At 45.6% G+C, this 14,613-nt stretch carries 11 protein-coding genes and 1 pseudogene; 9 read left to right on the top strand and 3 right to left on the bottom strand.

Annotation, left to right across the window (positions count from 1 at the left end):
- Positions 1 to 259: 259 nt before the first annotated feature.
- On the top strand, positions 260 to 1,009 hold the full coding sequence (locus tag AYY16_RS19535) for a PadR family transcriptional regulator (RefSeq protein ID WP_082970581.1): 750 nt from the start codon (positions 260 to 262) through the stop codon (positions 1,007 to 1,009).
- A gap of 2 nt (positions 1,010 to 1,011) precedes the next feature.
- Positions 1,012 to 1,185 (top strand): hypothetical protein, encoded by a 174-nt coding sequence (locus tag AYY16_RS20525; RefSeq protein WP_166417013.1) that lies wholly within the window; start codon positions 1,012 to 1,014, stop codon positions 1,183 to 1,185.
- Between the two features lie 19 nt (positions 1,186 to 1,204).
- Here the strand turns inward: AYY16_RS20525 and AYY16_RS04235 are convergent, their stop codons facing one another.
- A complete protein-coding gene (locus AYY16_RS04235) occupies positions 1,205 to 2,407 on the bottom strand; it encodes a MalY/PatB family protein (protein WP_067362479.1) in 1,203 nt (400 codons plus the stop codon).
- Positions 2,408 to 2,489: 82 nt separating this feature from the next.
- The gene (gene malX / locus AYY16_RS04230; RefSeq protein WP_067362476.1) at positions 2,490 to 4,112 is read right to left on the bottom strand and encodes a maltose/glucose-specific PTS transporter subunit IIBC; all 1,623 of its coding nucleotides are present in this window, start codon (positions 4,110 to 4,112) and stop codon (positions 2,490 to 2,492) included.
- A gap of 320 nt (positions 4,113 to 4,432) precedes the next feature.
- Between malX and malI the strand changes: the two genes are divergently transcribed.
- The gene (malI, locus tag AYY16_RS04225; protein WP_067362474.1) at positions 4,433 to 5,461 is read left to right on the top strand and encodes a Mal regulon transcriptional regulator MalI; all 1,029 of its coding nucleotides are present in this window, start codon (positions 4,433 to 4,435) and stop codon (positions 5,459 to 5,461) included.
- A 4-nt stretch (positions 5,462 to 5,465) separates the two neighbouring features.
- Here the strand turns inward: malI and AYY16_RS20830 are convergent.
- Positions 5,466 to 5,647 (bottom strand): annotated as a pseudogene (locus AYY16_RS20830) (hypothetical protein); the annotation flags it as partial.
- Between the two features lie 557 nt (positions 5,648 to 6,204).
- Between AYY16_RS20830 and AYY16_RS04220 the strand changes: the two are divergent.
- The 6 genes from AYY16_RS04220 to AYY16_RS04195 all read left to right on the top strand — a co-directional run bounded on the left by AYY16_RS04220 (position 6,205) and on the right by AYY16_RS04195 (position 14,517).
- Positions 6,205 to 8,454 carry an autotransporter outer membrane beta-barrel domain-containing protein gene (locus AYY16_RS04220; protein ID WP_067362472.1) on the top strand — a complete coding sequence of 750 codons (2,250 nt, stop codon included), beginning with the start codon at positions 6,205 to 6,207 and terminating at the stop codon, positions 8,452 to 8,454.
- A 443-nt stretch (positions 8,455 to 8,897) separates the two neighbouring features.
- Positions 8,898 to 9,803, top strand: coding sequence for an AEC family transporter (locus AYY16_RS04215; protein ID WP_067362470.1), 906 nt, complete (start codon positions 8,898 to 8,900; stop codon positions 9,801 to 9,803).
- A gap of 203 nt (positions 9,804 to 10,006) precedes the next feature.
- A complete protein-coding gene (locus tag AYY16_RS04210; protein ID WP_067362467.1) occupies positions 10,007 to 11,254 on the top strand; it encodes an adenosylhomocysteinase in 1,248 nt (415 codons plus the stop codon).
- Between the two features lie 165 nt (positions 11,255 to 11,419).
- Complete coding sequence (locus AYY16_RS04205) at positions 11,420 to 12,079, top strand: Crp/Fnr family transcriptional regulator (RefSeq protein WP_223861143.1); 660 nt, start codon at positions 11,420 to 11,422, stop codon at positions 12,077 to 12,079.
- Positions 12,080 to 12,111: 32 nt separating this feature from the next.
- Positions 12,112 to 13,137, top strand: coding sequence for a threonine aldolase family protein (locus AYY16_RS04200; protein WP_067362464.1), 1,026 nt, complete (start codon positions 12,112 to 12,114; stop codon positions 13,135 to 13,137).
- 588 nt (positions 13,138 to 13,725) lie between these two features.
- Positions 13,726 to 14,517: an aKG-HExxH-type peptide beta-hydroxylase gene (locus AYY16_RS04195; RefSeq protein ID WP_235846206.1), complete on the top strand. Its 792-nt coding sequence runs from the start codon at positions 13,726 to 13,728 to the stop codon at positions 14,515 to 14,517.
- Positions 14,518 to 14,613 lie beyond the last annotated feature (96 nt).

Raw genomic sequence — 14,613 nt, 5'->3', positions numbered from 1 at the left:
CGCAAATTGTGCTACTTTAGATATATCTAAATTGACCTTTACCTGCGGAGTGACTATAGTTATCCATAAAGCGAAACAGATATATCTATACTCTTATTCATTCAAACTGCAGGTTCGTTGGCTTCGCTCAGCTAGCCGGGTCACATAGTTTATCTATGCTCCCCATCTATCTTCCCTTGCCGCCTTCCTGCAACTTGAATGACGTTGGGTATAATATCGGTCGCGAATTAAAACTATTTATCACAAAAGGAATTACCCTATGTTTTTACATGCATTACGTCATCGCGCCTGCGATGCGCAGGAAGGGCGTCAACGTCACGGCGGGCATGGCAGTTGTCACGACGAACATCACGGACAAAGTAAAGGCTGCTGTCATGGTGATCACCACGAACACGGTGAACATCATGGTCACGGAGAACACGGTTGCCATGGCGATCACCACGAACACGAAGAGCACGGTTGCCATGGTGAACACGGCGAACACCGGGGTCAGCGCCGGGGCGGACGGGGCAAAGGTCTTCGTCGTCTGTTAGATCACGGTGACCTGCGCATCATGATGCTGGCCAACCTTAATCAAAAACCAAGTCATGGTTATGAATTAATTAAATCTATCAGTCAGTTAACATCAGGTCTGTATACACCCAGCCCGGGTGTGATTTACCCGACACTGACACTGCTTGAAGACCAGTTTCTGATTGTCGCCGAAGATACAGGCAATGGTCGCAAGAGTTACAGTCTGACACCGGAAGGGAAGCTGCATCTGGATGAAAATGCCGGGGTTCTGGAGCAAATTGCACTGCGCCTGAAAGAAACAGACTCATTCCGTCGTGGCTCTCTGTTATCCGATGAAATAGAACAGGCTCTCGGTAACTTACGTGCATTGCTGCGCCACAAACTGGTCACCAGTGAACTGGATACCGGCAAACTCGGCAAAATCGCAGATATTCTTAATGATGCTGTACAAAAAATAGAAGCCGTTAACGACGCGCTCAGTAAAGAAGGGAAATAAAAATGGCGGATAACACCACCTCCGGCAAGATCCAACCGCAAGCGCAGACAGCGCCGGTAAAGGATGAAAAACAGGAAGCGGTGAAGACCGGCAGGCCGGATGATAAAATATGTCCCGGCTTACCGTTTTCTTATTTACGCCGGGCTTTACGCAATAAGGTCGGCAAACATGAATAACCGGGATGTATACCCAACGTCATTCAGGATGCAGCGAACGAACTACCTCAGTGCACGTTCTCAGCGCACTCATTAATTTATCCATGCCTGCGGCAAGTTTTTCCCGCGGGCATCCTGCATTAAGACGTAAAAATCCGCGACCTTCCTCTCCGTAGGTATATCCCGGCATTATCGCCACCTTTTCCCGGTTAATCAGCGTATTTTGCAGTACATTGTCATCAATGTTCAGCGGGTTCAGATCTATCCAGGCAAGATAGGTCGATTCCGGTATCTGCCAGTTAAGTTCAGGAAATGCATCATCCAACCGCTGTTTTACATATTGTAAGTTAGCAAACAGATAATCACGCAGTTCATCAAGCCACAGCGCACTGTTCCGGTATGCGGCAATATGGGCAATAATTGCCAGAACAGCAGGGGAAGAGAGCCCGTCACAGGCTTTCAGCCGGTGAAAATAGGCCTCGCGGGATACCGCATTATTGATAAGCCCGTAAGCGCCGGTCAGCGCCGGAACATTAAAGGACTTCGACGCTGAGGTGAACAGCGCCCATTCCTGACGCCCGACCTCAGACCACGGCGTGTGCTGATGCGGTGACCAGCACAAATCCATATGAATTTCATCACTGATCACTTTCACATTATGGCGCTCACACAGTTGTGCCATTGTCTCCAGTTCTGCGCGGGTCCAGACTTTACCGGTCGGATTATGCGGGCTGCATAACAGCATAATACAGGTATCCGGTTGTGCCAGCAGTGTTTCCAGTTTTTCCATATCACACCACCAGCCATCAGCGGTTTTCTCCAGCGGGCATGGCACAATATTTCGTTCGTTTCCGGTGATGGTTTTATAAAAGGCATCATACGCCGGGGTATGAACCAGAATCCCGTCCCCGGGTTGTGACCACAACCGGATCATCTGGCTGACCATATAGATAACTGACGGACCATAAACGATTGATTGCGTATCGATTTCCGCCTGAAAACGGGATAAAAACCAGTGTGCGACGGCGCTGAGAAAATCCGCATGCTGCCAGCGGCTGTAACCGAATACACCATGCGCGGTGCGGTCGGTGATTGCCTGCAAAATAGCCGGAGCGGTGGCAAAATCCATATCAGAGATAGTAAACGGCAGTAAATCTGCCAGACCAAAGCGATCCTGTACAAAATCCCATTGAGTACAATAGGTTCCGTGGCGATCGACCGGAACAGAAAATAAAGATGGCATAGTTTCTCCGGGGAAAAACCGCACTGACAGGCAGTGCGGTGAGGAATATCAGGCGTTTTGAACTATCAAGTATTTTGTATTATCACGCATTTTGAACTACAGGTTGTGCGCTGTCAGGCGCAGATTTCATCAGTTGATCCAGTTCATCTTTGACAGACTGAACCTGCGGACCAATAACAACCTGTAAATTATGGTCATTAAGATGAACAACCCCGATTGCCCGCAGCGCTTTAAGCTGTGCATCATCAACTTTGCTCATATCATGAACTGACATCCGCAGGCGGGTGATACAGTTATCCAGTGAAATAATATTCTCTTTGCCGCCGAGAGCCTGAAGGATAGCAGGGACATTATAACCGGATTTACCCGCTGAGCCGGTGATGACAGGCGCTTTATCACCCGCTTTGATTTCTGTGTCACGACCTGGGGTTTTGATATTAAAGCGGGTAATGGCGAAACGGAAAATCGCATAGTAAGAGGCAAACCAGATAAAGGCGACAACCGGCACCATATACCACTTAGTCTGAATGCCGTGCAGGATCCCGAAGACCACAAAATCAATCAGGTTACCGTCTGTATTACCAATAGTCACCCCGGTGACAGCCATCACTGTGAAGCCAAGACCGGTCAGGATCGCATGGATAAGATACAGGAACGGTGCGACAAACAGGAACAGGAATTCCAGCGGTTCTGTGGTGCCGCCAATCACACAGGCAACCACACCGGAAATCAGTAATCCTTTAATTTTATGACGGTTTTCAGGATGTGCGCAGTGATACATAGCTAACGCCGCACCAGGCAGACCGCCGAGGAAAGCGGGCATCTTTCCCTGAGAAAGGAACTGAGTGGCACTTGCCGCGAAACCCTGTGTATCCGGGCAGGAAAGCTGTGCCTGGAAGATAGTCAGCGCGCCGTTAACGGTATTACCGCACACATCCATTGTGCCGCCGGCTTCAGTAAAGCGGATAAGTGCGACAAGAATATGGTGCAGGCCGAAAGGCAGTAACAACCGTTCGCCGGAGCCGAAAATCATCGGACCGAATGCACCCGCACTGTGAATAAGCTTACCTAATCCGTTGATCCCCATTGCGAACCACGGCCAGATAAGCGGCACCAATAAACCACATAAACCCAGCACCAGGGTAGTGATAATCGGCACAAACCGGGTACCGCCGAAGAATGCGAGCGCATCCGGCAGGCGGATGGTATTAAAGCGCTCATGCAGCATATAAACAATGATACCGACAATCACTGCGCCCAGAATTCCGCTGTCAATTGACTGAATACCAATGATATTCTGAATATTGTGTGCTTTAAGTATCAGCGGGTCGGTTGTGGGTAATACGCCGGTTGCCGTCAGATAAAAGTTGGTGGCAAGGTTGAATACCGTAAAGCCGACAAAGCCCGCAAATGCAGCGACACCTTTATTCTCACGCGCCAGACCCAGCGGAATGGCGATAGCAAACATCACCGGCAAAAAGCTGAAGGCAAATGAGCCGACTTTACTCATCCAGGTGAAAACCAGCTGGAATGCAGTGTGGTCAAGGAACGGCAGCAGGGTGAGAACATCACGGCTGCTGAGCGAACTGCCTATCCCGAGCATGATCCCGCAAAATGAGAGCAGTGCGACAGGCAGCATAAATGTTTTGCCAAGTCCCTGGAAAAATTCCCAGAGCGTGACTTTTTGTTTTGGTTGGCTACTCATACCGTATCCTGTAATTATTATACTCTTATTCATTCAAACTGCAGGTTCGTTGGCTGCGCTCAGACAGCCGGGTCACATACTGATGTATGCTCCCCGTCTATCCTCTCTTGCCGCCTGCCTGCATCTTGAATGACGTTGGGTATAGTGTGGTGTCGTTAAGGTAAAATAAGATAAAACGTTTTACCAAAATATACTACTTACCCGATCACAAAAAATAAACATGACCTGACAATCATATTTAATAAATAGATAAAACGTTTTATCGAATATTGTGTAAAATTCGTTGCGGTATCCGGTGTATAAGGGAAATATCAGGCGTTATGAATCTCAGAAAAGTCACGATTGTGGATGTGGCGCAACTGGCCGGGGTGTCGGTCACAACGGTATCGCTGGTACTCAGCGGAAAAGGGCGGATCTCACGTAAAACAGCGGAAAAAGTAAATGCCGCAATTGAATCGCTGGGCTATGTCCGTAACCAACAGGCGGCGACATTACGCGATAACATTTCGAATGTGATCGGGCTGATTGTCAAAGATATTACTGAGCCATTTTATGCTGAAGTTGCCGCCGGTGTCAGTGAATACGCGGAGACTCAGGGAAAGCAGGTTTTTCTGACACAATGCGGAAATTCAGCCGACGGTTTTACCCGCTCGCTGGACAGCCTGATCCGCTATGGTGTGGATGGTGTAATTGTAGGCGGCGGGAAATTTCTGACAGATGATGTCGTTGAGCGGGTAAACCATTATCAGATCCCGCTGGTATGTGCTGCCCGTGCCAGTGAATTTGCCGGTATCGATGTTGTCCGCCCGGACAATGCGGTTGCCGCCAGGATGGCAACAGAATATCTCATCAAAAACGGTCATCGACAGATTGCCTATTTCGGCGGGGAAAGTGATTCACTGACCCGTGCTGAACGGATCGGCGGTTACTGCTCCACTTTAGTGCAGTACGGGCTGCCGTTCCGGACGGAATGGATTGTTGAGACTGATAATAAGCAGCAAAATATTATCCGCATGGTGTCTGAATTTCTGTATCAGTACCCTAACGTCAGTGCCATTGTCTGTCATAACACAGGTACTGCGCTCGGCGCTTATTTTGCGGCACTGAGCACCGGAAACGCGGTAAAACAAGGGGATAACGAAAGTTATTATACCCGGGAAATTGCGCTGGTCGGGTTTGATGATATCGGCAGTGAAGCGCTGTATGACATCCCGGTCGCCTTTATCACCCAGCCGTCCCGTGCAGTCGGAAGTACCGCCGCCACCCGGTTGTTGCGCCGTATCCGCGGGGATGATACCCCGCCTGTAAGCGTGACACTGTCACCTGGCTTTGCACAGTTGAGCGGATAAAGATTTTTTCATAACCCCCATCAAAGGTGCTGGTGCGTTATTATCAAATACAAAGGTGGCTTCTGCGCCAAAATTTTCCGATATTAATGAATCGATTTTGGACGGATCTTTGAGTTTGACTTCAAATTTGATATTACTGAGTTGCCGGTCACATCTTCCGCCACCAGACTCAGGAATATCGGCTTCAGCTTTTTCACGCTGTTAATGCGACAGAATCTTTCTGGGTTTGTGCCGCTCCGCCGACGATTAGCATAATCAACCACCTTTACTGGTAAATGAAACAACAATAATGAATTTGACTAATCATAGGTTAATGTTGTTAAATAACCTCATCTTAATGAGGAATTAAAATGAGGAATTAAATAATAGTGCTTTATTCTATTGATTACTTATAATGTTCAAAATCCGAAAAAAAACTTAGTGCATCAGATAGCCTAATTACGTTAATGGGAAACCTACCATATTATCATAAGCACAATGTGTCAGCTAAATTAAGCCGGAATCTAACAATGCTATTTGATTGATTATTGTAAGATGGAGTTAATGGAGGGGAATTATCAAAAACCAACCAGTCAACACAGATTGAAAATAATAAAATCAGGATTTCTCTTCTTGGTTTTGTCCGTTTATTTTTAATATCATTTTCCATTACCTAACGCAACATGAGTTCCATCTTGTTATTATTGATATTATCCTCAACCTGTAAAAACCGACCTATCATAAAGGAGTATTTAAATTACCATATGCATAACTATAAAATAAAAACACTCAGCTTAGTTATTTCAGGGCTTATCTTAAGCCCTGCTATTGTGTACGCCAACACCGTCATCGAGGATGCTAATTTATCCAGTCATGATACATGGGCAGTATTTAATAAATTTAGCCAGTATGAGATTAAAAATACAGTTATTAACGTAACTGCGACAGATGGCACTTCCGGAGAAAGTGCTAATGGATTGGTTGTGAATGCCAACAGAGTTGAGAATCCAAAAACCACTACAACTTTAGTGCGGGATAGTACTATAAATTCAGAAGGTTCGGCAGCTGGAGCTTATATTGTTGGTGGCGTAATTAAATTTGATAATACTAGAATAAATTCCACCGGAAGAGATAAGTATGGTTCTGGATATGGGATTGTTACAAAAGGTGGGGATATTTCCATTGAAAATGGAAGTGTTGTTGAGTCTAAAAATACAGCTGGTGCGATTCATATATATAAAGGTAATGCTGGTACCTACTTCACCACTAATATTGCTATTGATAACTCATCTGTCACTACCGAAAGCACCACGGCATTTATGGTTTCTGATGGGGCTTTTGCAAAAATTAATGTAATTAACGATTCAATGGTCACCACCGGAAACCCTACCGCCGCCTTGTTACTTGGCTCTGACGAATCGATTATTGACTTTAACCTTAATAAAAGCAGTGCTATTGGCTCCATAATTGCTGTGGGTAAATCTTATATAGACACTCGATTATCCAATTATTCATCACTTGTTGGCTACATTCGTAACGTTGGTGTGCTTAATATTGACTCCACTTCTTCATGGGATATTATTTTGGACTCTGATGTAAACGAACTTGCTAACGCTGGAGTTATACGGTTCTCTGATGGGTATGGTATAGGTTCAACCCTGACTGTTCATTATAATTATATTGGGAATGATGGCACTATCAGTTTTAATGCAAAATTGGCCGGGGATGACTCTCTTATCGATAAGATGATCATTGAAGGAGATAGCTATGGTAATACAAATGTCATTGTTAATAATATCGGCGGGAAAGGCGCCGGGACTATTGAAGGAATTAAATTAATTCATGTAGACGGTCAGTCAGACGGTATATTTACTCAGAGCGGCCGTATCGTTGCTGGTGCATACGACTACTCGCTGGTTCGCAGAAACAATAACTGGATTTTAACAAGTCAACTACCAGTTGAACCACCTGTAGTTGAGCCACCTGTAGTTGAGCCACCTGTAGTTGGGCCACCTGTTGATGGTGAACATGTGAGTCGACCTGAAGGTGGTAGCTATATTGCTAATCTCGCAGCGGCAAATACGTTATTTAATACAAGTTTGCACGACCGTTTAGGTGAAACTCAGTATATTGATGCTCTCACTGGAGAGAAAAAGGTCACCAGCCTTTGGTTACGTCAGGTTGGGGGGTATAACGGCTGGCGTGATAGCAATGGGAAGTTAAAAACTCGAAGTAATAGCTATATGGTTCAGTTGGGGGGCGATATCGCCCAATGGTCAACGAATGGTTTAAACCAAAGCCGCCTGGGACTGATGACCGGGTATGCTAATAGCCATAGTAAGACAAATTCCTCTGTAACGGGCTATGATTCTAAAGGTTCAGTTAATGGCTACAGTGTTGGCGTTTATGGTACATGGTTTGCCAACGATGCAGATAAATTGGGTCTTTATATGGATACGTGGTTGCAATACAACTGGTTTAATAACGATGTCAAGGGCGAACAGCTGGTCAGTGAGTCCTATAAGTCTAAAGGGTTAACTGCATCGCTGGAAACGGGTTACACCATTAAAATGGGTGATTTTACCAATGGCAAAGGTACGATAAACGAATGGTTTATCCAACCTACAGCACAGGCAACGTGGATGGGTGTGGCGGCTGACCAACATAGAGAAGATAATGGTACCCTCGTCAATAGCGATGGCGATGGCAATGTACAGACACGTTTGGGTATGCGTGCTTATCTGAAGAGCCATTACGCTATGGATGAAGACAAAGGTCGTACCTTCGAGCCGTTTATTGAAGTTAACTGGTTGCATAATACACGCAGCTATAGCGCTACAATGGATGATGTCCGTATCAGCCAGGCGGGTGCTCGTAACATAGGTGAGGTGAAAGTGGGTGTGGAAGGGCAAATCAACCCACGCCTGAACCTGTGGGGGAATGTAGGTACGCAAGTGGGTGATAAAGGTTATAACGATAGTTCAGCTATGATTGGGGTTAAGTATAACTTTTAGTTGATAAAATCATAAGAAAGGTAAGTCATGTACATAAGGATATGTACATGTTATGGTTTGGTTTTTCCACAAAGCCTGTGGTTATAAGGCACTTTGCGGATTAAAGCGGACATCTGTCCGTGAATGATGTCTCCGGGGTTAAATTAAATCCAACAAAGAAATCCTGATGCCTCTGTCAGTCAGGAAACTCACCACGTCACCCGGAAGAAAATCCACCATACTCAGCATAACCCGCTGACATTGTCGCTCATTCGGCCGGCAAACTTATCAGGTAATAACTCCGGCGGGTTAACATACTGCGCGGCAAAAACGTAGTGTGTTTTATGTGTTGCACCTGATTTAATGTAAAAACGCGATCAGAGATACAAAACCGGTACTGTTACTCGCGCATTACATTATTCCTGTTATGATGCGGACATATCTGTCTTGCCGGAAGTCAGCTGATGTTTGCCATATTAATGACATTGTGGCCGTTATTTGCTTTGATTTTACTGGGTTGCGTATTAAAACGGCGTCCGGTATTTGACGCCGGGTTCTGGAATGGTGCGGAAAAACTCAATTACTATATTCTGTTTCCGGCACTGCTGATAAGCAGCCTCGCCACCGCGCCGCTGGATAACCCACAACTGCCGAAACTCGCGCTTTCTCTGGTTATCATGCTCGGACTGGCGACAATCGGCTTTGTGATTGCAAAGCGGTTTCATGCAATACCGGTTGCTGAATTTGGTGTGCTTATCCAGGGGGCTATCCGCTTTAATACCTATCTAGGGTTATCCATCGTCAATGATTTTTATGGTCCTTCCGGTGTCGCCGTTGCAGCGGTGATCCTCGCGGTATTAGTGCCGCTGTGTAACATTATTTCCGTGATATCCCTGTCAGAATTTCAGCAACTGTCTCTGCGCCGTCTGCTGGTTCCCGTTCTGACAAATCCGTTAATAATATCCTGCATTATCGGGATGTTACTGAATATCTCTGGTATCGGGTTGCCGTATAACACACATCAATTTGCCAAATTACTTGCCGGTGCCAGCCTGCCGCTCGGGTTGTTATGTGTCGGTGCGGCATTACAGGTTGCAACTATCCGTTACTCGGCACTGAAAATCGGCTTTAACAGTGTTATCCGCTTATGTCTTATGCCGTTGCTGGCAATTGCTGTTGCGGCTGTAACGGGGCTGAATGATCTTGAATATCACCTGTTTGTGATTTTCTTTGCTATCCCGACCGCACCGACCGCCTATATTTTATCGCGCCAGCTCGGCGGTGACAGTCAGCTAATGGCGGGTATCATTACATTTCAGACCATGGTCGCCGTGCTGACACTGCCGGTTGTCATAGCGATGATTACCTGAGCCATTAACTGAAGAATGTGCTGATAAAAAATATCATCCGGTTAACCTTTTTTTGCCGTTTTCAGGGCAATTGCCCTGGAGACATATAAAGCACTCCGCTACTGTGACCCAATTCCCCGTTATTAAAAACGTATATACCCAACATCATTCAATGCAGGTTAGTTGGCTGCGGTTTGAATGAATAAGGGTACACAGGAGTTGCTATGGTCACCGGTATCTATAAAGATCTCTCATTAGCCCCGCAGGGCGAGCAAAAAATTACCTGGGTTCGTGCCCACATGCCGCTGCTGCGTGCACTTGAACAACGTTTTATACAAGAGCAACCTTTTGCCGGAAAACGTATTGCGCTCTCTATTCACCTGGAAGCCAAAACCGCCTATCTGGCGCGGGTTCTGGCGGCAGGCGGCGCACAGGTGTCTGTCACCGGCAGCAATCCTATGTCCACAAAAGATGATGTTGTGGCGGCACTTATTGTCAGCGGGATCAGTACCTTTGCCATTCACGGAGCCGATGCGCAGGCATATCAGGAGTTTGTAAAACAAACACTGGCCTGTGAGCCGCACATTGTGATTGATGACGGCGGTGATTTGGTTCATGAATTGCACAGTATCTATCCTGAATACGCAAAACACACTATCGGCGCCTGTGAAGAAACCACCACCGGCGTTTTACGCGCAATTGCCCGTGAAAAAAATCAGGCACTGAATTTTCCTGTGTTATCCATTAACGGCGCGCAATCCAAACACCTGTTTGACAATCGTTACGGCACCGGGCAATCCACATTTGACGGCATTATGCGCACCACCAACCTGGTCATTGCCGGGAAGACGGTTGTTGTCGCCGGTTACGGCTGGTGTGGTAAAGGTTGCGCAATGCGGGCAAAAGGATTGGGTGCTGAAGTCATTGTGACGGAAGTTGACCCTATCAAAGCACTGGAAGCGAAAATGGACGGCTTTGCCGTTATGACCATGAACGCAGCGGCAGAACGGGGAGATATCTTCATTACCGCCACCGGATGCTGTGATGTACTGACAGCAGAGCATTTCAGTCTGATGAAAGAGGGTGCCATAATCAGCAATACCGGTCATTTTGAAGATGAAATTAACCTGACTGACCTGAAACGGCTCAGCGACACTATCACGACTGTCCGTGACAATATTGAAGGCTGCACCCTGAAAAACGGACACACCCTCTATTTATTAGGTCGCGGTGCACTGGTCAATATCGCTTGTGCCGATGGTCATCCGGCAGAAATTATGGACATGAGTTTCGCACTTCAGGCACTGAGTGCGGAATACCTGCTCAAACATAGCCTTGAAGCTAAAGTCTATGATGTCAGTGATGAAATTGACCGCAATGTAGCGGCGCTGAAACTGAAAGACATGGGTGTCTCACTGGATAATCTGAGCACAAAACAGCAAAAATACCTGAATGGCTACGAACTAAATTAATAACCTTCACTGCATATGCGTCAACAGCAGGAAATATATACCTGCTGTTGATGAATATTTGTTACACCGTAACAAAAAATAACCCGCCACGACCTATTCAAACACACGATTAACCGTGTTACCGTATTTTCACGATAAATATCTCAGTCTGACCAATTGATAACGATGATGCAAAACGATACCCCGTTTCGTGAATTATGGCTGAAATTCAGTGAAGAAGAGCTTCTGCCCAATGCGGACGGCTTGTTCCGCGATGCACCTGATCTCATCAGAAACACCGTTACCACACTGCATGTCCGTAACGGACAAAACCTTATCTGTCAGGGCGACCCTAACCAGGCGGTTTATGTTATCCTGGACGGCGAGTTTATCGTTAATAAACAAGCGGAAAATGGCAAGCAAGTCGGATTAACTTTTTGTTATCGCGGCGAATTTCTGGGTGAAATGGAAGCTATCTGCCAGCAGGCCTACCGGTATGATGTTATTGCATTATCAGATTGCCGTGTTCTGCGCATGCCGGCAACGGCATTTCTGACCTGGCTTGCTCAGGATCACCGCTTGTCACTGTTGCTTAATCGTCAACTGGCAAAACGTTGTCTGATTAACGGCGAACAGCGCCTGATGAATGCCGTTGATTCTATTGAAAATAACTTACTTTATATGCTGACACAAATCAGTGGTCACCAAATCCGTCTTCCCCGGGATATGCTTGCCAGTATCCTGGGAACCTCCCGGCGCCATGCTGACAAAGTCCTGCTGCGCCTGAAAACTCAGGGGAAAATCACCCTTGATGAGGGCGTGATCGGGCTGGTAAGCACAAACTGATTTATCAGGGATAACATAACCGGAGGAAATACATGTACCGTTTTCAGAATGATTATAATGAAGTGGCTCATCCCGCTGTTTTAAAAGAGATAATTGACACTGCAGGGCATCGCCACGACGGCTACGGGATGGATTCACTGTGCAACCGTGCAGCTGAACTGATTAAACAGCGGATCGGTCGTCCGCAGGCAGACGTGCATTTTTTCAACGGCGGCACCATCACAAACCTGACCGCTATCTCTCACTTTCTGCGTCCGCATCAGGCGGTTATCTCTGTCAGCACAGGGCATATTGCGACACATGAAACCGGCGCGATTGAAGCAACCGGGCACAAAGTTATCACTATCTCTTCCCCTGACGGAAAATTGACCCCCGATCATCTGAAACCGATAGTTGCACAACATAATGATGAACACTGGGTACAGCCAAAACTGGTCTATATCACGAACTCCACAGAAATCGGTACAGTTTACCGCAAAGCCGAGCTACAGGCGCTGCGCCAATTCTGTGATGAACACAGTTTGTGGCTCTACCTGGATGGCGCACGTCTGGCATCCGGTCTGATGTCTGACGTGAGCGATATCACAATTGAAGATGTTGCCGCGCTGACAGACGCATTTTACATCGGCGGAACTAAAATCGGTGCTATTGCCGCAGAAGCGCTGGTGATTAATAATCCTGCACTGAAAGATGATTTCCGCTTCAGTATCAAGCAAAAGGGTGGCTTACAGGCAAAAGGCTGGTTACTCGGAGCGCAATTCCTCGCATTGTTTACCGATGACCTCTATTTCACATTAGGCCGTCATCTGAATAATATGGCAGGGCAGTTATCTGCATTCTTTACAGAACAGGGTTTCACCTTTCTGGCACCACCGGAGTCCAATCAGGTATTTGTGATCCTGCCTGTGACACTGGCCGAAAAACTGAAAAAACAGTTTGTATTCCATGAAACATTGCTTGCTGAACCGGGTAAATCCTGTTTGCGTCTGTGTACTTCATGGGCGACGACACAACATGATATCGATGATTTTAAAAAGACATTTTTATCTTTGATGTAAGCTATATTCAGACTCTTATTGATACCGCCCGGCAGATAACGTCGGGCGGTATTTTTTTATAAAAAATAAATCATTAATATCATTATTAATTAATTGGCATTTAATTAATAAATGCAGTCCTGATATATTTTAATTAAGAAAATTATTTTTTTTGTGACTATCATCTAAAAAAATCACACACATGACGAAAAAAATGTTTTTTTATTTTTTCGTTTTTTAATTTACGATTTATTGGTCATTCAAACACAGCAATAATCAATCTAACTCCATCTATTATTATTTATAAGGAATTAAAATAATGAAAAAAATTAGATACCAGTAAACTACTGAAGATAAAATCCCCATTGTCTGGTTGGTCATTTAGTAAATAATATGCCCGCTATTTAATAATGACTATACCCAACGTCATTCAAGTTGCAGGAAGGCGGCAAGGGAAAACAGACGGGGAGCATAGATAAACTATGTGACCCGGCTGGTTGAGTGCAGCCAACGAACCTGCGATTTGAATGAATACGGGTATACAGGTCATGCCTGTCTGTTACAGGCATGACCCTCTCATGGACTATATAATCAATGGAGTATGATAATATGTTTAATCTGACTTTTCCTGACTATTCACACCAGCAGGCTTATCACTATTTTTCATCCGAAATCTATGCATCACTGAATTATCTTTTGGATTTTTATAAACTACCTGAAATGAAACCATCATTGCCGTTATCATGGGAAACCTGTGCTATCCACTATATAGCCGGAATATATGCTGAAGATGAAGATCACTCAACTGCGATAACTTATCTCAATCAATTAAAAAGAGAAGATAACCTGCAACAACTGGCAATATCACCACTGAGCTCTGATGATTGTTCATTTGCAACACATATCATTTTAAAAATTATCCGTGACGATAAACAGCTTGGTTTCGGCTATTGTGATGATAACCAACTGGCAATTGATGAAACGGTAAAACTTAAAGAGGCACTTGCTGTTATTTATCGCTATGCCCCCGATACCCGGCAGGAGATCAATCAGTTCATTCATCAGATCTACCTGACTCAGGAAACAAAAGACGGCTCCCGTTTTATGCGCTCAGGCACTAATTTCTATATGTGGGGAATGTTATTTGCCTATGTTCATCCGTCGCATTCTGTGGCGTATTACATTGATATCCTGGCCCATGAGTGTGGGCATACCGCACTGAATATACTGAACGCACAGGATCAACTGGTATTGAATTCGCCCGATGATGTATTTACCGCACCATTACGTGATGATGACAGGCCAATGATCGGTATCTTTCATGCTTTATTTGTTCTTTCCCGTATTTGCCATGTATTTGATGAAATCATTAAAAAAAAGCACCGGGGAATGTACCGATGAGTATAACGAACGATTTACTGAGAGCATGAATAAATTACGCAATACAGCCGGTATCGTCAAACAACATGCCGTACTTACCGATACCGGAAGGGCGAT

It is taken from the genome of Morganella psychrotolerans, assembly GCF_001676155.1.
Lineage (GTDB): Bacteria > Pseudomonadota > Gammaproteobacteria > Enterobacterales > Enterobacteriaceae > Morganella > Morganella psychrotolerans.
This window is presented reverse-complemented; position numbering and strand designations above follow the sequence as displayed.